The sequence below is a fragment of the Actinomycetospora sp. CA-101289 genome, from assembly GCF_050955895.1.
GTDB lineage: Bacteria > Actinomycetota > Actinomycetes > Mycobacteriales > Pseudonocardiaceae > Actinomycetospora.
The window spans coordinates 2,194,020-2,217,892 of the sequence record NZ_CP192093.1 but is presented as its reverse complement, the minus strand read 5'-3'; the positions used below and the strand labels follow the sequence as shown (position 1 = coordinate 2,217,892).

Below are 23,873 nucleotides of genomic sequence, written 5' to 3'. Positions count from 1 at the left end.
CCCGCGTCAGCCGAGGAGCCCGGTCGCGCCCTTGACCGCGAGGTAGAGCCCGACCCCGCCGACGAGCAGCGCCACGAGCAGGCGCGCGTGCCGCCGTCCCCACGCGTGCACGCCCCGGACGACCTCGTCCGTGCGGTCGGGGCGCAGCACCACGAGGACGAGCGCGGCCAGCGGGAGCGCGAAGCGCAGCAGGGCGTAGACCAGCACCTGCGCCGAGCCGCCGAGCGCGCTCGGGTGCGTCTGCAGGATCGCGACCAGGGCGGCGAGGTAGTAGAGCCCGGGCAGGTTCGTGGCGACGCCCGCGGCGGCGACCAGGGGCACCGTGGGCGCGCGGAGCCGGCGGTCGAGGGCGGCGGGCAGCACGGTGCTCCCCGCCGCCCGGGTCCGGCGCCGCCGCGGCTCCCGCCCCGCGAGGCGCAGCCCCGCCCACACGATCGCGACGACCCCCAGGACGAGGTCGAGGACGAGGCGCCCGGCGGTGGCCTCGCTGCTCCGGGAGCTCGCGTGCAGCCAGGTCACCACGGCGACGCCGACGCCGAGGGTCACCGCGAGGCCCGCACCGATGTAGGTCAGCAGCAGGCGGCGGGGCTGCTCGCTGAGCAGCAGGGCGTAGACGATCGCCAGCGGCACGCCCCGGACGGCGCCGAGCAGGCCGAGGGCGAGCGCCTCCGGGCTCACACCCCGTCCTCGACCACCGGTCCGAGGTGCACGGCGACGAGCAGCTCGCCGACGAACGTCGCGGTCAGCGTCCCGTCGGCCGGGGCACCGCCGCCGTCCGGCCGCGTGCGCACCGGCCACGTGACCTCCGCGCCGACCGTCTGCCGACCGGTCACGTCGCGGGCCACCCCGGTGGCGAGCAGGAGGGCCGGGTCGTCGCCGGACGGCGCGAACGGGGCCTCGACCTCCACCGTCACCTCCGCGAGCAGCGCGCGCAGGGCGTCGACGTCGCCGTCGGTCCAGGCCCGTTCGAAGCGCAGCGCGGCGAGGAACGTGCCGGCCTCCGCGCGGCCGCGGCGGCGCAGGTCGCGCAGGAACGCCACGTCCCGGTTGCCCTTCGACGCCGCCCCGAGCAGGCCCGTCGACAGGGAGCGCGCCAGCTCCAGCACGCGGACCAGCACCTGGCGGTAGCCGCTGTCCGGGCCGAGCGCGCCCGTCTCGAGCAGCCGGTCGATGCGCGCGACGGCGGCCAGCTCCTGGTACAGCGAGAGGTTGCCGGCGAGCTCGTCGCGGCGGTCGGCGATGTCGAGCGTGGTGCGCGGCTCGTCGTCGCGGCGGCGGGGGTTGATCTGCACGACCCACAGCTCGTCGGGGTCGTCGTCGAGCAGCGGGGCGATCGGCGGGTTCTGCGAGAACAGGCCGTCCCAGTAGGCGCCGCCCTCGACGTGCACGGCGCGGAACAGGGTCGGGATGGCCGCCGAGGCGAGCACGGTGTCGGCGGTGATCCGGTCGCGGCGGCTGTCGAACGCGCGGAAGGCGCCGCTGCGCACGTCGACGGCGCCGAGCACGAGCCGCGGGTGGCGCGCGTCGGTGTCGACGGTGAGCGCGTCGAAGTCGACGTGGCGCTCGAGGAGCCGGCGGAACTCGGCGCGGCCGTCGAACGGCGGGGGCACCAGGTAGGGGTTCAGCGGCGGGGCGAGGCCGAGGCTCTGCGCGACGCCGGCCCCGACGAGCACCGCGTTGCCCAGGCGCTCGACCGGCGAGCGGGCCGCGTTGTCCTCCCAGAACGCCTCGAGGCGCGCCGGGATCTCCTCGGGCCGCTTCTCCCTCAGCGCGGTCCAGACCAGCAGCGCGTTGATCGCCCCGCCGGAGGTGCCGCTGACGGCCACCACCTCGCGGGCGTCGAGAGCCCCGTCGCGCTGCCAGCGCTCGAGGACCCCGGCCGTGAACGCCGAGTGGCTGCCGCCGCCCTGGCAGGCGAGCGCGATCCGCATCCGATCACGCTAGGGACGAATCCGGCATGCGGGAAGGGTCTCCGGCAGGTCGCTGTCGGGGGTGCAGGGCACCATGGGAGCCGTGGATGTCCTCGACCGCTTCTCCCCCGCGACGCGCGACTGGTTCACCGGCGCGTTCGCGGGCGCCACGCCGGCGCAGGAGGGCGCGTGGGAGGCGGTCGCCGACGGCCAGCACGCGCTGGTCGTCGCCCCCACCGGGTCGGGCAAGACGCTGGCGGCGTTCCTCTGGGCGCTCGACCGGCTGGCCACCACGCCGCCGCCCGAGCAGGCCACGCGCCGCTGCCGGGTCCTCTACGTCTCGCCGATGAAGGCGCTGACCGTCGACGTGCAGCGCAACCTGCGCTCGCCGCTCACGGGGCTGCGCCAGGCCGCGGTCCGCCTCGGCCTGCCCGAGCCGGACGTCACCGTCGGGTCGCGCACCGGCGACACCCCCGCCGACGAGCGCCGCAGCTTCAACCGCACGCCGCCGGACATCCTCGTCACCACGCCCGAGTCGCTGTTCCTGCTGCTGACGTCGGCGGCGCGCGAGTCGCTGCGCGGGGTCGACACCGTGATCGTCGACGAGGTGCACGCCGTCCTCGCGTCGAAGCGCGGGGCGCACCTCGCGCTGAGCCTCGAGCGCCTCGACGCGCTGCTCGACGCGCCGGCCCAGCGCATCGGGCTCTCGGCCACGGTGCGCCCGATCGACGAGGTGTCGGCGTTCCTGGGCGGCGGGCGCCCGGTGCGGGTCGTGGCGCCGGGCTCGAGCAAGTCGGTGCAGGTCCGCGTCGAGGTGCCGGTCGAGGACATGGCTGCGCTCGACGGCGGCGGCAACGGCGCGGGGCCGGGCGTCGAGGAGGAGGTCGAGGGCTCGGCGGCCGGGGCGGCCCAGCGGGCGTCGATCTGGCCGGCGGTGCAGGAGCGCGTGCTCGACCTCGTCGGCGAGCACCGCTCGACCATCGTGTTCGCCAACTCCCGGCGGCTCGCCGAGCGGCTCACCGCGCGCATCAACGAGCTGGCCACCGAGCGGGCGCACGCCGCGGCGGAGGGGGCGCCGGTCGAGCTGGACGACCCGGACGACCGTCCGGAGCCGACGGACGACGAGGCCGACGAGCTCGCCCCGGTGATCGGCCCCTACCCCGCCGAGGCGGTGGGCCAGTCCGGGGTCGCCGAGCCGGCCGAGGTGATCGTCGCCCGCGCCCACCACGGCTCGATGAGCCGCACCCAGCGCACGCTGGTGGAGGAGGCGCTGAGGTCCGGGCAGCTCCCGTGCGTCGTCGCCACCTCGAGCCTCGAGCTCGGCATCGACATGGGCGCGGTCGACCTCGTCGTGCAGGTCGAGGCGCCGCCGTCGGTGGCCAGCGGGCTGCAGCGCGTCGGGCGCGCGGGCCACCAGGTGGGCGCCGTCAGCGAGGGCGTGGTGTTCCCCAAGTACCGCGGCGACCTCGTCTCGTGCGCCGTGGTGGCCGAGCGCATGGCCGGCGGCCTGATCGAGGCGATGCACTACCCGCGCAACCCGCTGGACGTGCTGGCCCAGCACGTCGTGGCCATGACGGCGATGGACGCGTGGTCGGTCGCCGACCTGACCGCGCTCGTGCGCCGGGCCGCCCCGTTCGCGGGGCTGCCCGACTCCGCGCTCGGCGCGGTGCTCGACATGCTCGCCGGGCGCTACCCCAGCGACGACTTCGGCGAGCTGCGCCCGCGCATCACCTGGGACCGCGTCACCGACCAGCTGGCCGGGCGCCCCGGCGCCCAGCGCCTGGCGGTCACCAGCGGCGGCACGATCCCCGACCGCGGGCTCTACACGGTAGTCACGCCCGGCTCCGGCGAGGGCGGCACCGGGGGCTCGCGGGTGGGCGAGCTCGACGAGGAGATGGTCTACGAGTCCCGCGTCGGTGACACCTTCCTGCTCGGCTCCACCAGCTGGCGGGTCCTCGACATCACTCGCGACCGCGTCGTCGCCGAGCCCGCGCCCGGGGTGCCCGCGCGCATGCCGTTCTGGAAGGGCGACGCGCCGGGCCGCCCGCTCGAGCTCGGGCGGGCGCTGGGCGCGTTCGTGCGCGAGGTCGCCGCGGCCGACGACGAGGCGGCCCAGGCGCGTACCGCGGCCGCCGGGCTCGACACCAACGCCTCGGTCAACCTGCTCGCCTACCTGCGCGAGCAGAAGGAGTCCACGCGCCACGTCCCCAGCGACCGCACGATCGTCGTCGAGCGCTTCCGCGACGAGCTGGGCGACTGGCGCCTCGTCGTGCACTCGCCCTTCGGCGCGCAGGTCAACGCGCCGTGGGCCCTGGCGATCGCCGCCCGGTTCCGCGAGACCCGGGGCCTGGAGGTGTCGGCGGCCAGCGCCGACGACGGCATCGTGCTGCGCCTGCCCGACGCCCTCGACGACGCGGGCGAGGAGATCATGCCCACCGCCGAGGACGTGCTGCTCGACCCCGACGAGGTCGAACAGGTGGTCACCGCCGAGGTCAGCAACTCCGCGTTGTTCGCCGCCCGGTTCCGCGAGTGCGCGGCGCGCTCGCTGCTGCTGCCGCGGCGCGACCCGACGCGGCGCACGCCGCTGTGGCAGCAGCGCCAGAAGGCCGCCCAGCTGCTCAGCGTGGCCAGCCGGTTCGAGCAGTTCCCGGTGGTGCTCGAGACGATGCGCGAGGTCCTGCAGGACGTCTACGACGTCCCCGGGCTCGCGGCGCTGATGCGCGACGTGCGCTCGCGCGCGGTGCAGGTGGTCGACGTGGCCACCGCCAGCGCGTCGCCGTTCGCGCGCACCCTGATGTTCGGCTACGTCGGGATGTTCCTCTACGAGCTCGACGCGCCGCTGGCCGAGCGCCGGGCCGCCGCGCTCTCGCTCGACTCCACGCTGCTCGCCGAGCTGCTGGGCTCCGAGGCGATCCGCGAGCTGCTCGACGCCGAGGTCCTCGCCGAGATCGAGGGCCAGCTCCAGCGCACCGACCCCGAGCGCCACGTGCGCGACATGGAGGGCACCGCCGACCTGCTGCGCTTCGTCGGCGACCTGACCACCGCGGAGGCCGCGGCCCGGGGCGTGCGCGAGGAGTGGCTCGCCGAGCTCGAGGCCGCGCGCCGCGCGATCCGCGTGCGCGTCGCCGGCGAGGAGCGCTGGATCGCCATCGAGGACGCCGGACGCTTCCGCGACGCCCTCGGCGCGGGCCTGCCGGTCGGGGTGCCCGAGGCGTTCACCGAGCCCGTGGCCGACCCGCTGGGTGACCTGCTCGCCCGCTTCGCCCGCACCCGAGGGCCCTTCCCCGTCCTCGCCGCGGCGCACCGCTTCGGGCTCGGCGTCGCCGTCGTCGGCGGCGTGCTCGACCGGCTCGTGTCCTCGGGGCGCCTCGTGCGCGGCGAGCTGCGGCCCGACGGGTCCCCGCCCCTGCCCGGGGTGCCCGCCGACCTGCCCGCCGGCGGGCAGGACGTCTGCGACGCCGAGGTCCTGCGCCGGCTGCGCCGGGGCTCGCTGGCCCGCCTGCGCGCCGAGGTCGAGCCCGTCGAGCCGGCGGCGCTGGGGCGCTTCCTGCCGGCCTGGCACGGGGTGGCAGGCGGCACGCAGCGCAGCGGAGCTGCCGCGCGGAACGCGAATCACGGTCGAATCCGCCGCGCGCCGGGCCCCGACGACGTGCTCGGCGTGGTCGAGCAGCTCGCGGGCGCGCCCATCCCCGCCAGCGCGCTCGAGAGCCTCGTGCTCCCGGCGCGCCTGCCCGGCTACTCCCCCGCCCTGCTCGACGAGCTCACCAGCGCCGGCGAGGTCACCTGGACCGGCTGCGGCACGCTCGCCGGCGGCGACGGCTGGCTGGCCATGGCGCCCACCGACCTCGCAGACCTCCTGCTGCCCGACCCGGAGCCCGACCTCGTCGACACCCCGCTGCACCGGGCGCTGCTCACCACGCTCGAGGCGGGCGGCGCGCTGTTCTTCCGCCAGCTCGGCGAGCGCACCCACGCCGCGCTGCGCGAGGACGGCGCGACCGAGACGTCCCGGGAGATCAACCTGCCCGACGACGCCACGCTCGTCGCGGCGCTGTGGGACCTCGTGTGGGCCGGGCTCGCCACCAACGACACGCTCGCCCCGGTCCGCGCGCTGGTCACCGGCGGTGGGTCCCGGGGCTCCGGCGGCTCGCGGGGCGGTGCGCACCGGCAGCGCCGCACGCCCTCGCGGGGGCGCTACGCCCGCCTCGGGCGCGCGCCGATGCCCTCGCGCACCGGCCCGCCCACGGCCGCCGGGCGCTGGTCGGGGGTGCCGGCGCGCGAGACCGACGCCACCCGCCGCGCGCAGGCCCGCACCGAGTCGTTCCTCGAGCGCCACGGCGTGCTCACCCGCGGCGCGCTGGACACCGAGCGCGCCACCGGCGGGTTCTCGGGCATCTACCCGGTGCTGCGGGCGATGGAGGAGTCCGGCCGGGCCCGGCGCGGGTACGTCATCGAGGGCCTGGGCGCGGCGCAGTTCGCGGTGCCCGGGGCCATCGACCGGCTCCGGGCCGAGTCGCGTCCCGAGGACACCGGCGGCGGGGTGAAGGCCCTGGTCCTCGCGGCCACCGACCCCGCCCAGCCCTGGGGCGCCGCGCTGGACTTCCCGCCGACGGTCGGCCAGGACGGCGGCACCAGCGCCCACCGCCCGGGCCGCAAGGCCGGCGCGCTCGTCGTGCTCGCCGACGGCGAGCCGGCGATCTACGTCGAGCGCGGCGGCAAGTCGCTGCTGAGCTTCACCACCGACCACGACGTCCTCACCGCCGCCGCGTCCGCGCTGGCCACCGCCGTGCGCGAGGGCTGGCTGGGCAGCATCGCGGTGGAGAAGGCCGACGGCTCGGGCGCGCTCGACGGCGTCCTCGGCGAGGTCCTCACCGGCGCCGGCTTCCGCCACAGCCCGAAGGGGCTGCGCCTGCGGGCGTGAGAGCCGGGCCCCGACACGCGGTCCGGGCGGGGGCACGGCAGGCTGGGCGTCGACACGAGCACCGGACGAGCAGGGAGTGGCCTTGGCGCTGGCGTGCCCCACGTGCGAGCAGACCGCGGCCGAGTACCTCGGCATGGCCGACGACGGCCGCAACATGATGCGCTGCACGAGCTGCGGCCACGAGTGGGTCCTCGGCGCCAAGCCGGTCTCGCCGCGGGCGGCCAGCCAGCTCACGCGCACGCGCAGCACGAGCCGGACCGCTCCTCCCCGGACCACCCCGGGCCGGGCGGCCGCCGGCTCCACGGCGACGCGCTCGGCGGGCCGGACCGCGGGCACCCGGGGCCCGGTGGCGCCGCGGCGCGCCCTCGAGGACGTCGAGAGCGCACGGCGCCGGTTCACGGCGACGGCGGACGCGGTGACCCCGGAGCGCTGGCGGGTGATCGAGGGGCTGCGCCGCGAGTTCCTCCGGGACTTCCCCCACCCCGAGGAGGAGGCCGGGCGCTACCGCGACGTCTACCGGCAGGCCTTCGAGGCCGACAACCTGCCGTACGTCCAGCCGACGGCGCTGAAGGACTTCGCCAACAGCAAGGTCGTCGCCCGGCCCGGCAACATGAGCCGGTTCAACGACGAGTGGAAGAACCTGGGCAACCAGCGGGCGGCCGAGGCCTTCCGCGGCGTCGTCGAGCACCTGCTGCGCGGCGAGGACCCGCCCGCGCCGGAGGACCGGCTCACCGAGCTGATCACCTCCGACGAGCCGCCGGCGATGCCCGGGTTCCGCGAGGCGATGCTCACCCGGGTGCTCTGCGTCGCCGAGCCGGAGCACTTCCTGCCGATCCTGATCTACACCAGCCCGGCCGGCGGCAAGCGCGAGATCGCGCGCCGGGTCTTCGGCCTCGAGCTGCCGGCGCCCGAGACGACGTCGCAGACCATCGGGCGGCTCGCCTACTGGAGCAACGACCTGCTCGTCGAGCTCATCGGCGACCGGTTCGTCGACCTCGACCACGCCCGTGCGTTCCTGTGGTGGGTCAAGGACCATCCCGACCTGGAGTGACGTCGGCCAGCTTCGACTTCCGCCGCCCGTAGACCAGGTAGAACACGAGCCCGATCACGAACCAGACCGCGAAGCGCAGCCACGTCACGGGGTCGAGGAACGTGATCAACCAGAGCGAGAAGACCACCCCGATGATCGGGACCACGGGCATGCCGGGCGTCCGGAACGATCGCGGCAGGTCGGGACGCCGGTAGCGCAGGACGACCACGGCGATGCACACGACGACGAAGGCCAGCAGGATGCCGATGTTCGTCAGCTCGGCGGCCTCGCCGATGGGCAGGAAGCCCGCGATGAGGGCGGCGGCGACGCCGAGCACCCAGGTGATGCGGTTGGGCACCCGGTGCTTCTCGCTGGTCTTCGAGAACCACGGCGGCAGCAGGCCGTCGCGGCTCATCGCGTAGCCGACGCGGGTCGCGCCCATGAGGAACGTGAACAGCACGGTGAGGATGCCGAGGATGGCGCCGACCGCGACGATCAGGCCCACCAGCGGGAGCCCGACGTCGGCGAAGGCCTGCGAGAACGCCGCCTCGCTGTCGATCTGCGTGTAGTCGACCATCCCGGTGAGCACGAGGCAGGCCATCACGTAGAGCACCATCGAGATCGCCAGTGAGTAGAGGATCGCCTTGGGCATGTGCTTCTGGGAGTCCTGCGACTCCTCGGCGGCGGTGCTCATCGCGTCGTAGCCGAACACCGCGAAGAAGACGGTCGCGGCCCCGGTGAACACCCCGGCGAGCCCGAACGGGGCGAACGGGCTGTAGTTGCCGGTGTCGATGGAGAAGGCGCCGACGACCACGACCAGCAGAACGACGGCGACCTTGAAGTAGACGAGCGCGGTCTCGGCGCGCGCGGCGTTGCGCATGCCGCGGTTGAGCACGAACGCGATGAGCAGGCACAGCAGCATCGCGAACAGGTCCACCTTGTGCGTTCCGGGCGGCACCCCGTCGGACTCGGTCCCCGGCGCGCCGAGCATCCACTCGGGCAACGACAGGCCGAGGAAGCCGAGCAGGTCGTTGAAGTAGCCCGAGATGCCGATCGCGACGACGGCCACGATCGCCGTGTACTCGAGCAGCAGGTCCCAGCCGATCAGCCAGCCGACGAGCTCGCCGAGCACCACGTAGCCGTAGGTGTACGCGGACCCGGCCCGCGGGATGAGCCCGGCGAACTCGGCGTACGAGAACGCCGCCGCCGCGCTCGCGATCCCCGCCACGAGGAACGACAGCACCACCGCCGGCCCGGCGGTCTCGTTGGCCACCTGCCCGGCGAGCGAGAAGATGCCGGCGCCGATGATGCCGCCGACGCCGATCGCGGTGAGCTGGCGCAGGGTCAGCGTCTTCGCCAAGCCGGAGCCCGTCGTGCCGTGCCCCTCGTCGATCTCCTCGACGGGCTTGCGCCGGAAGAGGGCCGCGAGCCCCGAGCGGGGCGACGTGGACGTCATGCGCCCATCCTCGGACAGCCAGACGCGGATTTCACATCCGCTAGTCGGTCCCGGAGATCCAGCCCAGCCGGGTGGAGAGGTCCTCGGCGGCCGCGCGCAGGTCGGGGACGATGGCCCGGGCCCGGCGGCGCGGCAACCGGTAGGACGGGCCGGCGGCGCTGAGCGCCGCGACGACGTCGCCGCCCTGCCCCCACACCGGCACGGCCACGGCGTGCAGGCCGACCTCGAGCTCCTCGAACGAGCGGGCGTGGCCCTCGTCGACCACCCGGGCGAGCTCGGTCCGCAGCGCGCCGGCCTCGGTGATCGTCGCGTCGGTGTAGCGGGGCAGGCGCCGGCGCAGGAACGCGCGGCGCTCGGCGTCGCCCATGTAGGCGAGCAGGACCTTGCCGGCCGACGTGGCGTGTAGCGGGGTCCGCCGCCCGACCCAGTTGCGCGTCGTCACCGACGAGGTGCCGAACTCCTGGGCGACGTTGATGGCCGCCTCGCCGTCGTGGACCGCGAGGTTGACGGTCTCGCCGACCTCCTCCGCGAGCTGCTGGCACGTCGGCTGGCCGAGGCGGGCGAGGTCCATCCGCCCGGTGGCCGACGCCGCGAGCCGCACGACGCCGAAGCCCAGCGAGATGCGCCCGCGGTCGCCCTGCTGCTCGAGCATCCCGCGTCGCGCCAGCGCCGCGACCAGGCGCGACGCCGTCGACTTGTGCACCCCGAGCTCCTCGGCGAGCTCGGTGATGCCGACCTCGCCGCGCGCGGCGACCACCTCGAGCGCCGTCACGGCCCGGTCGACCGAGCGGACGAGGGCGGGTTCGCGGGAGCCGGTGCCGGTGCCGTCGGTGCTGCCGTCACCGTCGCCGTCGCTGCGCGCCATCGCCCGGCATCCTCCCCGTCGCCGCGGCCCCGTCCCGGCAGCGGGGTCAGCCGCACCGCCCGGGTTGCGGAGCGCGCAACCCTAACGCGCTCAGCGCGTCTGGCGCTGCTCCCGGGTCGGGACGCCGTTCGGGCCGCCGAGGTCCACCGCGTAGGTGCCGACGCCGACGGCGAGGGCGTCGAGCATCCGGTCGAGGGCGACGCGGTCGATGTTGGCGGTGGTGTCGCAGGCCTGGTGGTAGCAGCGGTCGTAGGCCACCCCGGCCTGCCCGCCCCAGAGGGCGGCCTCCTCCGGGGTCTTGATGTCCTCGGCCCCGGTGAAGAACCCGCCGGCCGGGATGCCCGCCCGGATGAACGGCCCGTAGTCGGAGCGGCCGTCGAAGTCGGTCCCGCGTGGCTGAACCCCGGTGGCCGCCAGCGCGGCCGCCAGCGTGCGCTCGATGCCGTCCGAGCCCCCGGGCCCGGGCGGGGCGCCCTGGCGGTCGGAGTCGTCGCCGTCGTAGACGAGGTAGGCCGCGTTGGGCGAGGCGAGCATGTCGGAGTTGATGAGCACCGCGATGTCGCGGCGTGCCTCGGGCGACAGGCCGGCCACGTAGGCCGTCGACCCGAGCAGCCCGACCTCCTCGGCGCCCCACCAGGCGAAGCGCACGGCGTTCGTCACCGGCGGGGCGCCACCGAGACGCATCGCCAGCTCGAGCTGGGCGGACGACCCGGAGCCGTTGTCGTTGATCCCCGGGCCCGCGGCCACCGAGTCGAGGTGAGCGCCGCTCATGACGACCTCGTCGGGACGCCCGGTCGTGGTCTGGGCGATGACGTTGCGCGTGGTGATCGTGGCCGAGCGCGTGGCCAGCGTCAGGGTGGCCGGCGTCCCCGCCCGCGCGAGCAGCGCGTCGAAGTCGGCCTGCACCAGCCCGCCGGTGGGCAGGCGGCCCTCGGCCACCGACCCGAGGGTCCCGCCCAGGGGGCCGGGCGCGTTGTTGCCGACCAGCACCGCGGCGGCCCCGACGTCGGCCGCGACCTGCTGCTTCTGCGTGAACGTGCAGGCGCCGCGGCGCACGAGCACCACGGCGCCGCGGGCGGGCAGGTTCGTGTAGTCGGTGGCCTCGCAGCCCGGGGTCGGGTCGCCCGGCGCGTCCGGGGCCACGACCAGGGGCGCGGTGACCCCACCGGGCGGGGTGGCCGGCGAGTAGGTCAGCGCGGTGACCACCGGCCCCGGGGCGCCACCGAGGACCAGCGTCTGGGCGTCGACCGCGAAGGTGTCGAACGGGAAGCTCGGCGTCTCGACCGTGAAGCCGGCGCGGCGCAACTCCCCCGCGACGTACTCGACGCTCGCGTCGTAGCCCGGCTGCCCGGAGGCGCGGTTGGCGCCGTTCGCGTCGGCGATCCGCTGCAGCTCCTCCAGCCGCGCGAACGCCGCGTCGCCGGTGACCTGCTCGGCCAGCCGCCGCGCCAGCCCCGGGTCGGCGCCGGGTGGCGCCGCGACGGGCGACGGCGCCGGCGGAGCTCCTTGCGCGCCGCCGCAGCCCGCGAGCACGAGGAACCCGGCGACGGCGAGGGCCACGAGGACCCGGGCGTCCCGGCGAGACGTGATCATGCTCACGGACGGTAGCTGATCGACCGTGACGAACAGCGCCGGACCTCCCCCGTCGCCGCCCCGTCCGGTTACAGTTGGTTGGCACAGACAACGAACTGCCGAGCCCGAGGAGTGTGCGTGCCGCACGCCGGTGTCCCCACGGCCCGGCAGGCCGCACCCCGCCCGGCCCTCGTCGTCGCGGTCCTGTCCTCGGTCGGCCTCGTCGCGTCGCTGTGCATGACGCTCGTCGTGCCCGTGATCCCCCAGCTGCCCCGGCTGCTCGACACGTCCACGGCCACGGCGTCCTGGGTCATCACCGCGACGCTGCTCGCGGGCGCGGTGGCGACGCCGATCGCCGGGCGCCTCGGCGACATGGTCGGCAAGCGCCGCGTCCTGCTCGCGACGATGGGGCTGCTCGTCGCCGGGTCGGTGCTGTGCGCCGTGACGAACGCGCTGCTGCCGGTGCTCGTCGGGCGCGCGCTGCAGGGCGTCGCGGTGAGCGCGGTGCCGCTGGGCATCAGCCTCATGCGCGACACGCTGCCGGTCGCCCGCCTGGGCTCGGGCATCGCCCTGATGAGCGCGACGCTCGGGATCGGCGGCGGCCTGGGCCTGCCCCTGTCGGCCGTGATCGTCGAGCTCGCCGACTGGCACGCCCTGTTCTGGGTCGCCGGCGGGCTGGGGCTCGCGGGCCTCGTGCTCGTCGGGCTCGTGATCCCCGAGTCGACCACCCGCTCCGGCGGGGGCTTCGACGGCGTCGGGGCGGTGGGCCTGTCCGTCGGCCTCATCGGCCTGCTGCTCGCCGTGTCCAAGGGCAGCGAGTGGGGCTGGACCAGCGCCGCGACCCTCGGCTCCGCGGGCGTCGCGGTGGTGGCGCTGCTCGCGTGGGGCGCCTACGAGCTGCGCACCACCGACCCGCTGGTCGACCTGCGGCTCAACGCCCGCCGCGCGGTGCTGCTGCCCAACCTGATCTCCATCCCGGTGGGCGTCGCCATGTTCACCGGCATGGTCGTGTTCCCGCAGCTGCTCTCCGCGCCGCTCGCCTCCGGGCACGGGCTCGGCCTGAGCCTGCTGATGGCCGGGCTCACGCTGGCGCCCAACGGCCTGGTCATGATGCTGATGTCGCCGGTGACGGCCCGGATCTCGGCGAAGGCCGGGCCGCGGACGTCGCTGCGTGTGGGCCTCGTGGTCATCGCGGTGGCCTACGCCGGGGGCACCGTGCTGCTCAGCGCGGCCTGGCAGATCGCCGTCGTCATCTCGGTGATCGGCGCCGGCGTCGCCCTGGCCTACGGCGCCCTGCCCGCGCTGATCATGCGGGCGGTGCCCACCACCCGCACGGCCGCGGCCAACGGCCTCAACACCCTCATGCGCTCGATCGGCACCTCGTCCGCCTCCGCGCTGGCCGCGGTGGTGCTCTCCGCGTCGACGGTGCCGGTCGAGGGCACGCTCGTGCCCTCGCTCGCGGCGCTGCGCACCACGCTGCTCGTCGCGGCGGGCTGCGCCGTCCTCGCGCTGCTGGTCAGCCTGTGGGTGCCGTCGCTGCCGGAGTCGGACGGCGAGGAGGGGGAGGTCGAGGAGGTCGACGAGCCCGGGCCCGCCCTGCTCCGGGGCCGGGTGCTGCACGACCACGGCGCCCCGGCGGCCGGCGCGCGGGTGACCCTCGTCGACCTCGACGGCCGCCAGCTGTCGGTGAGCCCCGTCGATCCCGACGGCGCGTTCGCCGCCGACCCCGGCGCGCGCCGGCCCGTCCTGCTGATCGCCGGCCTCGCGGGCGCCCAGCCGGCCGCGGTGCACGTCGTCCCCGGCCAGGACACGCTCGACCGCCCCGTGGTGCTCCTGCCCACCGAGCGCTGACTCCTCCTCGTTTGCGCCCCCGCGCGGACGTGGCACCCCTCACGCGCACCGAGCGACGAGGGACGGAGGGGCGATGTCCGCCGACGACACCACGGTGGTGGCCGTGCGACAGGCCATCTCGGCGCTGCGGGCGGGCACGGTGACCCGGACGCCCGACGCCGACGACCTCGCGCTGCTGGGCGCCGAGGCCCGGGCGCTCGTGGAGCAGCTCGTCGACGTGCTCCAGAGCGTCGACCGCGCGACGACCGACCCGCGCGACCCCCACACCCGCGACCTCAGCGCCCTGCGCGAACGCCTCGCCACGGCGCTCGCGCCCGTCGACGTCGCCGGCGACCCCCGCGACCGCGTCACCCACCACGCCCCCGCCGCCCCGGCCGGACAGTCGGGCCGGCCCGACGACTGATCGGCCGCGACCGAGCGGCCGCGACGGCCGGTGTGCGGGACGATGGTGGGGTGCCGGAGGGTGACACCGTCTTCCTCGCCGGCCGGCGCCTCCACGACGCGCTGGCCGGTCAGGAGCTGACGCGCGGGGAGCTGCGGCACCCGCGGCTCGTGCAGCACGACCTGGCGGGGCGCACGGTGCTGGAGGTCGTCAGCGTCGGCAAGCACCTGTTCACCCGCTTCGACGACGGCACCAGCCTGCACAGCCACTTCCGGATGGACGGCTCGTGGCACCTGTACCGCCCGGGGCGACCATGGCGCGGGGCGGACCACCAGGTGCGCGCGATCCTCGAGGTCCCCGAGCGGGTCGCCGTCGGCTTCCGCCTCCACGACCTCGACCTGCTGCCCACCGAGCGCGAGGACACCTGGGTCGGGCACCTCGGCCCCGACCTCCTCGGCGGTGGCTGGGGCCCCGACGACGCCGCCGAGGTGGAGCGCCGCCTGCGTGCCGAGCCCGAACGCGAGCTGGGGACCGCGCTGCTCGACCAGCGCGTGGCCTGTGGCGTCGGCAACCTCTACAAGGCCGAGATCTGCTTCCTGCTCGGCGTCTCGCCCTGGACGCCGGTGGGCGACCTGACGGACCAGCAGGTCCACGACACCGTCGCGTGGGCCCGCAAGCTGCTGGAACGCAACGCCTGGCGCCCCGAGCAGTCGACCACCGGCGACCTCGGCGAGGGCGCCCAGCACTGGGTGTTCGAGCGCACCGGGCGCGCCTGCCGGCGCTGCCGCGACGTGGTGCGCACCGCGGGGCAGGCAGAGACACAGCACGCCGATAGGGGGTCGCCCGACCGCGAGGACCGCCTCGCCTACTTCTGCCCCACCTGCCAGCCCGGTCCCCACCCGCCCCTGGCGCGCCGCGGCGGCCGCCGGCCCCAGCAGCAGACGGGGCGGCGCTCGCGCTACGGCTGACGGCCGTTCTTCGCCACACTGCCTCGATGGACCCGGTGCCGCCCGGCCGCGAGCACGAGACGGCCGTGCTCGTCTCCGCGCTGGACGACGCGTGCGCGGGCCACGGCGGCGCCGTTCTGGTGGCCGGTGAGGCGGGGATCGGGAAGTCGACGCTGCTCGGGGCGCTGCTCGACGCGGCGGAACGCCGGGGGGTGCCCGCCCTGCTCGGCCGGGCGAGCGCCGACCTCGGCACCCCGGCCTTCTGGCCCTGGACCCGCCTGCTCGGCAGCCCGGCCGCCCGCGGGCGGGGCCTCGACCCGGCGGTGCTCGACCTCGGGGCCGTGCCGGAGACCACCGACGCCCGCGCCCGGTTCCGGGCGGTCGCCGACGCCGCCGACGCCCTCGCCGCGGCCGCCGGGGACGGGCTCGTCGTGGCCGTCGAGGACGTGCACGCCGCCGACGACGCGTCGCTGGCCCTCCTGCGGCACGTGGCGCGGGAGGTGGTCGCACCCCGCGGACCGGCGCTGCTGCTCGTCGCCACGACCCGCGAGCCCGTCCCGGACGGGCTCGACGCGGAGGTGCCGACCGTCCTGCACCTCGGCCGGCTCGGGCGCGACACCGTCCGCGAGCTGCTGCGACGGCGCGACGGCGCCGACCCCGACGACGCCGCGGTCGACGTGCTCCTGCGGGTCAGCGCCGGCCATCCCCTGCACCTGCGCGAGCTGCTGCGCGCCGCCGACGTCCGGGAGCCCGCGGTGGCCCCGCTCGTGCAGCGCCGGGTCGCGGCGCTCACCGGGGCGGCCCGGGAGCTCGTCGCGACGGCCGCCGTGGCCGGCGACGAGGTGGAGCGGGACCTCCTCACCGGGCACGGGGACACCGCCCTCGCCGAGGTGCTCGCGACGGGACTGCTCGCCGAGGACCCGCGGGACGCGGGGCGGGTGCGGTGGTCGCACGCGCTGGTGCGCGCCGCGTGCCGTGACGCCCTTCCCGCCGCGCGGCGCCTGGCCGAGCACCGGCGGCTCGCCGACGCCCTGCCCACCACCCGGGCGGGCGAGGTGGCGGGCCACCGCCTCGCCGCGGCCGACACCCCCGCCGGGCGCGCCGCGGCCGCGGCGGCGTGCCGGGTCGCGGCGGAGGCGGCGGCCGCGCGCCGGGCGCCCGATGAGGCCGCCGACTGGTACCGGCGGGCCGTGGGGGTCACCGACGACCCGGTCGCCCGCGCCGAGGTGCGGCTCGCGCGGGCCGAGGCGCTCCTGCGCGCGGACCGCGTCGTGGACGCCCTCGACGAGGCGGGCGGGGTCCTCGACGTCGCCGAGGCCGAGCACCGCCCGGACCTCGCCGCGGCGGCGGCCGTCGTCGTGCGCGGCATCGGCCCCGACGTGACCGCGAGCCGGATCGGCGGCCTGGTGCGGCGCGCCCGCACGCTGCTCGGGGCGGAGGACTCGGCGCGGCACGCCCGCGTGCTGGCCCAGGAGGCGATGGTCGTGGCGGCGGGCGGGCGGCTCGCGGAGGCCACCGAGGTCTCGGCGCGAGCGCTGGCCATGGCCGACCGGCACGAGGACGACCCCGGCGGCGTCGACGCCGTGCTGCACGCCCTGCACGCGCGCCACGAGGTGTGCGGCGGGCCGGAGCTCGTCGCCGAGCGCCTCGCGGTCGGCCGCCGGACCATCGCGCTGGGCGAGGCCGCGGGCCGGCCGGAGGCCCTGGTCTGGGGCCACGTCTGGCGCATCGAGGACGCCTTCGAGCTCGGCGCCGTGGACGTCGTGGACGCGGCCACCGAGGCCCTCGGCGCGGTCGCCGACCAGGTCGGCGGCACCCTCGCCCGCTGGCACGAGCTGCGGGCACGGGCGGCGCGCGCGCACCTCGTGGGCCGGTTCGACGACGCCTTCGCCCTGGCCCGGCGCTTCCGCGATCTCGGTCGGCGCAGCCAGGACCCGATGGCCGACGCGATGTACGAGGGCTTCGTCGGGCTCCTGCACCGCGATCTGGGGACGCTCGCGGCGTGGCGGCCCGACCAGGAGATGATCGCGCGCAGCCGGAGCCTGCCGATCTTCTGGGCGACCGGCGGCGTCGCCTTCCTGCACCGCGGGGACGAGGAGTTCGCCCGCACGCTGTACGACGAGCTCCGCCCGCTGCTGTTCGCCGTGCCGCACGGGGCCCGGTGGCGGGCCCTGGTGTGCTGCGGGAGCGAGCTGGCCGCCGCGTTCGGCGACAGCGAGGTGCTACGGGTCGCCCTCGACGACATGCGGCCGCACACCGCGCTGCGCTGCGACAGCTCCACCGGCTGCCCCGGACCGGTGGCCCGCTTCGCCGCCGTCGCCGCCGGGCACCTCGACGAGCGGGACGAGGCCGTCCGGCTCGCCGACCAGGCCGTGACGTCGGACCGGCGTCTCGGGGCGATGCCGGGCCTGGCGCGCTCCGGCCTGGAGCTGGGCCGGGCGCTGGCGCTGCGGGGCGGCACCGGCGATCGGGACCGGGCGCGCGGCGTCCTCGAGGAGTCGCTGCGCACCGCCCGGCGCCTGGCGCTTCGCCCCACCGAGCGGGAGGCCTCCGCCCTGCTCGCCGAGCTCACCGGCCTGGGCCCGGGCGCCGGCGCCCTGACCGCCCGCGAGCGCGAGACCGTCGCCCTGGTGGCCACCGGGCTCGCGAACCGCGACGTCGCCGCCCGGCTGGTGATCAGCGAGCGGACCGTCGAGAGCCACGTCCGCAACGCCCTCGCGAAGCTCGGCCTGCAGAACCGCACGCAGCTCGCGGCGTGGGCCGCGGACGCGCGTCCCTGAGTGCTGCGTACCGACATCTCCGTACCAGCACGGAGGTCTGCGCGCGCGGTCCCGACCAGGCTCTTCAGGTGCATCGCCACCCCCTCCGAGAGGACGTGAACGCCGTGTTCGCCCGTTTCCAGACCATGCGCCCGGTGCCCGGCACCGACGACTCCGAAGCCGCCCGCCGCGAGCTCTCCGACATCCTGCGCCGCCACGCCGGCTACAGCGGCGCGTACTACCTCGTCTCCGGCCCGTCCGCGTTGCGGGCCCTCGTGACCCTCTGGTCCACCGAGGAGGACGCCCGCCTGTCCTCGGAGCGGACGCGCGCCGCGTCGGGCGGCGGTCCCCGACCGGTGACGATCGAGGAGGACGCGATCTACGAGGTGACCGACGACGAGGCCGGGGCCGCGGACGCCGCCGCGCCGGACGTCGCCGACGTCGTGGTGTTCGACGGGCCGCTGACGGACGCGGCCCGGGCCGCCACCGACCGGTTCCACCGCGGACGGATCCTGCCCGCGGTGCGGGCGCTGCCCGGGACGGTGCGGCTGCTGGTGCTCTGGGACCGCCTGGCCCGGTCGATGCGCGTGCTGCACCTGGCGAACGACCCCGCGACCCTCGACGCGGTGCCCCCGGCCGTGAACGCCCTGGTGCTCGAGGAGGACGAGGACCCGGCCCTGCTGTCGCCGCCCGATCGCAGCGACCGGTGGGAGGTCGCGGCCGCCGACGTGCCGGCGGGGATGGTCCGGCCGTGACGTCCGCCGTCGGGACCGGCCCCGGGTGGGGCCGGTCCCGTCGAGGTCGCGCGAGGACCGTCGGATCGGGTTCGCACGACACAGCACCTCGACCCACCTGACCTACGGGTGCATCCGCGCGCCCTTCACGATCTTGTCGACCGCGTTGCGCGGGCCGTGGACGGCGATCCCGACGAGGTCGAGGTCGTCGCGCGCCACCTTGGCGACGGCGGCGCGGTTGTCGGCGTCGTTCCCGGTGGCGAAGAGGTCGCCGGTGAACACCGCGATCCGCAGCCCCCGTCCGAGGGCCCGCCCGTGCGCGGCGCGCAGGCCGCCGGCGTCGCCCGCGAAGACCATCACCGGCTGCCCGAGCATCGGCAGGTAGGCGGTGCCGTCCGCGTCGGCGTAGGGCTCGCCGACCAGCTCGGGGGTCGCGGCGGTGATGCCGCTGACGAGGAACGCGGTGACGTTGAGGGCCTGCCAGCCGGCCAGGTCGTCCCGCAGCACCACGGCGATCTTGGTCTCGAATGCGCTGCTCACGTCCACGAGCGTCGCCGGGCGGGGCCGCCGCGGTCTTGTACGTTCCTGGCATGGAGGGCGGCCCCCGCGAGGAGGTGCGCGCCTGGCGTCCCGCGGTGCCGGGGATCACCGAGGTGTTCCACGCACGGTTCACCGAGCACGCCTACCCGTCGCACACCCACGACGCGTGGACGCTGCTCCTCGTCGAGGCCGGCGCGGTGCGCTACGACCTCGACCGCCACGAGCACGGAGCCCTGCCCACGTAGGTGACGCTGCTCCCGCCGCACGTGGCCCACGACGGGCGCTCGGCGCGGCCCGGTGGGTTCCAGATGAGAGGAGCACGCCGATAGGGGGTCGTCTACCTCGACGACGCCGCCCTGGGCCCGCGGGAGCTGACCGGCCGCGCCGTCGACACCCCGGCCCTCGACGACCCCGTGCTGCGGCGCCGCGTCGACCAGCTGCACCGGGTGCTCGACCACGCCGGCGAGGAGCTGGCGGCGCAGAGCCGGCTGGCGTTCATCACCGAGCGGCTGGCGGCGCACCTCGGGGACGAGCACCGCCCCGGTCCGCCGCGCGACCGCGGGCTCGCCCATCGGCTGCGGGACCTCCTCGACGCCCGCCTGCCCGGGGCCGTGGGGCTCGACGAGGCCGCCTGCGTGCTCCACGCCCACCCCACGCACCTCGTGCGGGCGTTCAGCGCCGAGTTCGGGCTGCCGCCCCACCGCTACGTCACCGGCCGACGGGTCGACGTCGCGCGACGGCTCGTGCTCGGCGGCATGCCCGCGGCCGAGGTGGCGGGCGCGGCGGGCTTCCACGACCAGTCGCACCTGACCCGGCACTTCCGCCGCGTCACCGGCACGACACCGGGTCGCTTCGCGAGCAGCGGCCGGGCCTCGACGGACTGAGGGACCCCACACGCACCGAGGCCGCCCGCCCCCAGCGGGGACGGGCGGCCTCGGGTCGACCGGTCGGCGGACCTCAGTACTGGCGCGGGGCCTGCTGCTGGGTCGGTTGCTGCTGCGGCGGCGCCGGCTGCGCCTGGGGCTGGGCCTGCGGCTGGGCCGCCTGCCCCGCCGGGATCTGCGTGCTGCCCTGACCCATGGAGGCCCGGATCTGGTCGAGGCGGCTCTTGCCCGCGAAGTCGCGGGTGGACTGCTCCACCTCGAGCATGCGGCCCTGCACGCTGTTCTGCGCGAGCTCCGCCTGCCCGAGCGCCGTGGAGTAGCGCCGCTCGATCTTGTCGCGCACCTCGTCGAGCGACGGGGTGTTGCCCGGCGCCGCGACCTCGCTCATCGAGCGCAGCGACGCGGAGACCTGCTCCTGCATCTTGGCCTGCTCGAGCTGGCTGAGGAGCTTGGTGCGCTCAGCGATCTTGGTCTGGAGGACCTGCGCGTTGCGCTCCACCGCCTGCTTGGCCTGCTGGGCCGCGCCGATCGACTGGTCGTGCAGCGTCTTGAGGTCCTCGATGTTCTGCTCCGCGGTGACCAGCTGCGACGCGAACTGCTCGGCGCTCTGCTCGTAGCGCCGGGCCGACTCCTCGTCGCCCTTGGAGCGCGCGTCGTCGGACATCACCAGCGCCTGGCGCGCCGAGGCCTGCAGCTTCTCGATGTCGGCCAGCTGCCGGTTCAGCTTCATCTCCAGCTGCCGCTGGTTGCCGATCACCGACGCGGCCTGCTGCGACAGCGCCTGGTGCTGGCGCTGCGCGTCCTCGATGGCCTGCTGGATCTGCACCTTCGGGTCCGCGTGCTCATCGATCTTCGAAGAGAACGCGGCCAGGAAGTACCGCCAGGCCTTGACGAAGGGGTTGGCCATCTGCTCCCGCCCAACTCGTGACGTCGATACGGCTCAGGCGGCGACGACCGCGCCTGGTCTCGCCGTCCATGGTCTCACCTCCCCGCGGAGGCTTCCACCGACCCGCCGATCAGGCTGATCACGCCGATCACGCGGCGGCGCGCACCACCGGGCCGGAGCCCACGCCGCCGGCCGGGACCGACGGGACGGTGACCAGACCGACGAGGCGCACGGGGGTGGCGGCCTCGACCGGCGCCACGACCTCCTCGCCGTCGTCGTGGACCGGGGCGCCCTCGGGCTCGGGCAGCGCGACCGTGCGCGGCGCGGCCGGCTCGGCGGGCTCCGGCGGCGTCGGGAGGGTCGCGGACATGCTCGCCGACGCGCCGGCGCCGTCGCCCGCGGCGGACGGCGTGGTGTCCGGCTCGAAGGCCTCCTCGACGGCCGAGCGCAGCGCGTCGTCCACGTCGGGCCCGCCGGGCTCGACGCCGAAGCGGCGGGCGACCGCCACCCCGGCCGGGACCGGGCGCGGCACCGGGCGCATCTCGTCGGCGACCTCGTCGAGCAGCTCGGACAGCGGCAGGGCCAGCGCCTCGCAGATGGCGGCGAGCAGCTCGCTGGACGGCTCCTTGCGACCCCGCTCGACCTCCGAGAGGTAGCCGAGGCTGACCCGGGCCTCCCGCGAGACGTCGCGCAGCGTGCGGCGCCGCGCGGTCCGGGCACGGCGGATCGTCCCGCCGATGGCCTCGCGCAACAGCAGCGACATGCCACACCTCCCAGCACCGGTCGTGGGTCCCCACCTGGGCGACGCCCTGGACCGGGCGTCGACGACCGTGTCCGTCCACCGTACCGACGTCGATCGATCGGCGACGGCGACGCGGACCCCGTCCCGTTCGCCGACGGTGAACGAGCCCCACGAGATCCGGCTGCGGGGATCCGGCCCGGTTCAGGCCGCCGTGGCGCGCGCCCGGGCGCGCAGGCGCAGGGCCCGCACCAGGTAGTCGGCGCCGGTGACGACCGTGACCACGACCGCGGCGACCATCAGCACGCCCACCCCGGGCCGGAAGAAGTAGGGCAGCGGCATGATCGCGAGGCCCAGGGCGAGGGTCTGCAGCGCCGTCTTGATCTTGCCGCCGCGGCTGGCGGGGATGACCCCGTGGCGCAGCACCCAGAACCGCAGCAGGGTCACCCCCAGCTCGCGGGCGGCGATGGTGAGGGTGATCCACCACGCCAGCTCGCCGAGCATCGACAGCCCCACCAGCGCGGCGCCGGTGAGCGCCTTGTCCGCGATGGGGTCGGCGATCTTGCCGAAGTCGGTGACCAGCCCCCAGCGGCGCGCGAGGTCGCCGTCGAAGGTGTCGGTGAGCGACGCGATCGCGAACACGGCGAAGGCCGCCCACCGCCACACGGGGCTCTGCCCGGAGTCGACGAACAGCACGACGAGGAAGACGGGGACGAGCACGAGCCGCACGACGGTCAGCCCGTTGGCCACGTTGACCAGCGGGACGGGCGCCACCACGGCCCCGGGCCCGGTGGCCGGACCGGGGGACGCCGGGCCGGCCGGGCGGCCGGGGGTGGTCACCACGCTCCCGCGCCGACCGGCGTCGCGCCGACGTGCTGCCCGTCGGCGGCGTCGGCCCCGGTGTCGTCGACCACCGCGAGCGCCTCGACCACGAGGTCGACGCCCTCGGCGTCGACGACGCGCCCGGTGACCAACACGCCCGGCGCCAGACCCTCGAGCAGGTCGTCGTCGCCGACGAGACGGCACTCGCCGTCGACCTCGGGGCCCTGGTGCGCGGCACGGCCGACCCAGTGCCCGTCCTCGGCCTCGTCGTCGGCGTCCTCGCCCCGTTCGACCAGCACCTCGACGGTGGTGCCCACCCGCCGGGCAGCGCGGTCCTCCGCGACGTGCTCGGCGAGGCGGGTGATGCGCTCGACGCGGGCGGCGATCTCGGCGGTGTCGACCTTGTCGGGCAGGTCGAGGGCCTCGGTGCCGTCCTCGTCGGAGTAGCCGAACACCCCGACGGCGTCGAGCTCGGCCTCGGCGAGGAAGGCCTCGAGCTCGGCCAGGTCGTCCTCGGTCTCGCCCGGGAAGCCGACGATGACGTTGGAGCGGATGCCGGCCTCGGGGTCGAGGGCGCGGATCTCGCGGCAGAGCGCCAGGAACGTCTCGCGGGACCCGAAGCGCCGCATCCGGCGCAGCACCGGGGCGCTGGCGTGCTGGAACGACAGGTCGAAGTACGAGGCGACGCGCGGCGTGGCGGCGATGGCGCGCAGCAGCGGCGGGCGGACCTCGGCCGGCTGCAGGTAGGAGACGCGGACCCGGCGCATCCCGGGCACCGCGGCCAGCTCGCCCAGCAGGCGCTCGAGCGCGCCGCCGGCGGCCCCACGGGCGTCGATGTCCTTGCCGTACGACGTGGAGTTCTCGCTGACCAGCAGCACCTCGGCCACACCGTGGTCGGCGAGCCAGGCGGCCTCGGCGACGACGTCCCGCGGGTCGCGCGAGACGAAGGCCCCGCGGAAGGACGGGATCGCGCAGAAGCTGCAGCGCCGGTCGCACCCCGAGGCGAGCTTCAGCGGCGCCACCGGGGCGTCGTCGAGCCGCTGCCGGGGCACCTCGGGCAGCCACTCGTGGCCGGGGATGCTGCCGCGCTCGACGGCCTCGGGGCGCTTCACCGGGCTGATCGGCAGCAGCGTGCGGCGGTCGGTGGGCGTGTGCGACGCCAGCGGCCGCCCGGCCAGGACGTCGTCGAGGCGGGACGGCAGGTCGCCGTAGTGGTCGAAGCCGAGCACCGCGGCCGCCTCGGGCAGGGCCTCGGCCAGCTCGGCGCCGTAGCGCTCGGCCATGCAGCCCACCGCGACGACCTTGGCTCCGCCGGGGGAGCCGCCGCCCGCGGCGAGGACGGCGTCGACCGAGTCCTTCTTCGCCTGCTCGACGAACGTGCAGGTGTTGACGACGACGACGTCGGCGTCCCCCTCCGCCCCGTCCGCCGAGGCGGCGACGTCCCAGCCCTCGGCGGCGAGCCGTCCGGCCAGCTCCTCCGAGTCCACGTCGTTGCGGGCACACCCCAGGGTCACCAGGGCGACCTTCGGGTGCTCGCGGGAGCGGGGGGAACGGTCTACCACTCGCCCAGCGTATCGC

16 protein-coding genes and 2 pseudogenes are annotated in these 23,873 nt (G+C 76.2%); 8 read left to right on the top strand and 10 right to left on the bottom strand.

Annotation, left to right across the window (positions count from 1 at the left end; all coding sequences use genetic code 11):
* Window positions 1–6: 6 nt before the first annotated feature.
* Window positions 7–678, bottom strand: a complete 672-nt coding sequence (locus ACQPX6_RS11000) for a GAP family protein (RefSeq protein ID WP_433787334.1) — start codon at window positions 676–678, stop codon at window positions 7–9.
* Entirely contained in the window at window positions 675–1,931 is a 1,257-nt protein-coding gene (locus ACQPX6_RS10995) for a patatin-like phospholipase family protein (protein WP_433787333.1), read from the bottom strand. Before ACQPX6_RS10995 ends, ACQPX6_RS11000 begins: the two co-directional genes overlap by 4 nt.
* A gap of 73 nt (window positions 1,932–2,004) precedes the next feature.
* Here ACQPX6_RS10995 and ACQPX6_RS10990 point away from each other — a divergent pair, with 73 nt between their 5' ends.
* Window positions 2,005–6,828, top strand: a complete 4,824-nt coding sequence (locus ACQPX6_RS10990) for an ATP-dependent helicase (RefSeq protein WP_433787332.1) — start codon at window positions 2,005–2,007, stop codon at window positions 6,826–6,828.
* Window positions 6,829–6,904: 76 nt separating this feature from the next.
* Window positions 6,905–7,879 carry a hypothetical protein gene (locus ACQPX6_RS10985; RefSeq protein ID WP_433787331.1) on the top strand — a complete coding sequence of 325 codons (975 nt, stop codon included), beginning with the start codon at window positions 6,905–6,907 and terminating at the stop codon, window positions 7,877–7,879.
* Here the strand turns inward: ACQPX6_RS10985 and ACQPX6_RS10980 are convergent.
* From ACQPX6_RS10980 to ACQPX6_RS10970, 3 genes are all read right to left on the bottom strand, one after another.
* On the bottom strand, window positions 7,854–9,314 hold the full coding sequence (locus ACQPX6_RS10980; RefSeq protein ID WP_433787330.1) for an amino acid permease: 1,461 nt from the start codon (window positions 9,312–9,314) through the stop codon (window positions 7,854–7,856). The two genes, ACQPX6_RS10985 and ACQPX6_RS10980, sit on opposite strands and share 26 nt — an antisense overlap.
* Before the next feature lie 40 nt (window positions 9,315–9,354).
* Window positions 9,355–10,179 carry an IclR family transcriptional regulator gene (locus ACQPX6_RS10975; RefSeq protein WP_433787329.1) on the bottom strand — a complete coding sequence of 275 codons (825 nt, stop codon included), beginning with the start codon at window positions 10,177–10,179 and terminating at the stop codon, window positions 9,355–9,357.
* 90 nt (window positions 10,180–10,269) lie between these two features.
* Entirely contained in the window at window positions 10,270–11,772 is a 1,503-nt protein-coding gene (locus ACQPX6_RS10970; RefSeq protein WP_433787328.1) for a M28 family peptidase, read from the bottom strand.
* A 117-nt stretch (window positions 11,773–11,889) separates the two neighbouring features.
* On the opposite strand from ACQPX6_RS10970, the gene ACQPX6_RS10965 reads away from it, so the two are divergent.
* The 5 genes from ACQPX6_RS10965 to ACQPX6_RS10945 all read left to right on the top strand — a co-directional run bounded on the left by ACQPX6_RS10965 (window position 11,890) and on the right by ACQPX6_RS10945 (window position 18,445).
* Window positions 11,890–13,602, top strand: coding sequence for an MFS transporter (locus ACQPX6_RS10965; protein WP_433787327.1), 1,713 nt, complete (start codon window positions 11,890–11,892; stop codon window positions 13,600–13,602).
* 73 nt (window positions 13,603–13,675) lie between these two features.
* Window positions 13,676–14,005, top strand: a complete 330-nt coding sequence (locus ACQPX6_RS10960) for a hypothetical protein (RefSeq protein WP_433787326.1) — start codon at window positions 13,676–13,678, stop codon at window positions 14,003–14,005.
* A gap of 50 nt (window positions 14,006–14,055) precedes the next feature.
* Window positions 14,056–14,952 (top strand): DNA-formamidopyrimidine glycosylase family protein, encoded by an 897-nt coding sequence (locus ACQPX6_RS10955; RefSeq protein ID WP_433787325.1) that lies wholly within the window; start codon window positions 14,056–14,058, stop codon window positions 14,950–14,952.
* Between the two features lie 26 nt (window positions 14,953–14,978).
* The gene (locus ACQPX6_RS10950; RefSeq protein ID WP_433787324.1) at window positions 14,979–17,711 is read left to right on the top strand and encodes an AAA family ATPase; all 2,733 of its coding nucleotides are present in this window, start codon (window positions 14,979–14,981) and stop codon (window positions 17,709–17,711) included.
* A 95-nt stretch (window positions 17,712–17,806) separates the two neighbouring features.
* Window positions 17,807–18,445 carry a hypothetical protein gene (locus tag ACQPX6_RS10945; RefSeq protein ID WP_433787323.1) on the top strand — a complete coding sequence of 213 codons (639 nt, stop codon included), beginning with the start codon at window positions 17,807–17,809 and terminating at the stop codon, window positions 18,443–18,445.
* A gap of 102 nt (window positions 18,446–18,547) precedes the next feature.
* On the opposite strand, the gene ACQPX6_RS10940 is transcribed toward ACQPX6_RS10945, so the two are convergent.
* Window positions 18,548–18,964, bottom strand: a complete 417-nt coding sequence (locus ACQPX6_RS10940; protein ID WP_433787322.1) for a DUF2000 family protein — start codon at window positions 18,962–18,964, stop codon at window positions 18,548–18,550.
* Window positions 18,965–19,014: 50 nt separating this feature from the next.
* Here ACQPX6_RS10940 and ACQPX6_RS10935 point away from each other — a divergent pair.
* Window positions 19,015–19,848: pseudogene (locus tag ACQPX6_RS10935) on the top strand (helix-turn-helix domain-containing protein).
* A gap of 73 nt (window positions 19,849–19,921) precedes the next feature.
* Here the strand turns inward: ACQPX6_RS10935 and ACQPX6_RS10930 are convergent.
* The 4 genes and pseudogenes from ACQPX6_RS10930 to ACQPX6_RS10915 form a co-directional block, all read right to left on the bottom strand.
* The gene (locus tag ACQPX6_RS10930) at window positions 19,922–20,755 is read right to left on the bottom strand and encodes a PspA/IM30 family protein (RefSeq protein WP_433787321.1); all 834 of its coding nucleotides are present in this window, start codon (window positions 20,753–20,755) and stop codon (window positions 19,922–19,924) included.
* Between the two features lie 525 nt (window positions 20,756–21,280).
* A pseudogene (locus tag ACQPX6_RS10925) lies at window positions 21,281–21,497 on the bottom strand (helix-turn-helix domain-containing protein); the annotation flags it as partial.
* Between the two features lie 180 nt (window positions 21,498–21,677).
* On the bottom strand, window positions 21,678–22,316 hold the full coding sequence (gene pgsA, locus ACQPX6_RS10920) for a CDP-diacylglycerol--glycerol-3-phosphate 3-phosphatidyltransferase (protein WP_433787320.1): 639 nt from the start codon (window positions 22,314–22,316) through the stop codon (window positions 21,678–21,680).
* Entirely contained in the window at window positions 22,310–23,809 is a 1,500-nt protein-coding gene (locus ACQPX6_RS10915) for a MiaB/RimO family radical SAM methylthiotransferase (protein ID WP_433787319.1), read from the bottom strand. The genes pgsA and ACQPX6_RS10915 overlap by 7 nt, the downstream gene beginning before the upstream one ends.
* Window positions 23,810–23,873: the final 64 nt, after the last annotated feature.

Coding starts and splice junctions, on each gene's coding strand:
- ACQPX6_RS10995 (WP_433787333.1), bottom strand. CDS start 1,931: ATGCGGATCGCGCTCGCCTGCCAGGGCGGCGGCAGCCACTCGGCGTTC.
- ACQPX6_RS10990 (WP_433787332.1), top strand. CDS start 2,005: ATGGGAGCCGTGGATGTCCTCGACCGCTTCTCCCCCGCGACGCGCGAC.
- ACQPX6_RS10980 (WP_433787330.1), bottom strand. CDS start 9,314: ATGACGTCCACGTCGCCCCGCTCGGGGCTCGCGGCCCTCTTCCGGCGC.
- ACQPX6_RS10975 (WP_433787329.1), bottom strand. CDS start 10,179: ATGGCGCGCAGCGACGGCGACGGTGACGGCAGCACCGACGGCACCGGC.
- ACQPX6_RS10970 (WP_433787328.1), bottom strand. CDS start 11,772: ATGATCACGTCTCGCCGGGACGCCCGGGTCCTCGTGGCCCTCGCCGTC.
- ACQPX6_RS10960 (WP_433787326.1), top strand. CDS start 13,676: ATGTCCGCCGACGACACCACGGTGGTGGCCGTGCGACAGGCCATCTCG.
- ACQPX6_RS10950 (WP_433787324.1), top strand. CDS start 14,979: ATGGACCCGGTGCCGCCCGGCCGCGAGCACGAGACGGCCGTGCTCGTC.
- ACQPX6_RS10930 (WP_433787321.1), bottom strand. CDS start 20,755: ATGGCCAACCCCTTCGTCAAGGCCTGGCGGTACTTCCTGGCCGCGTTC.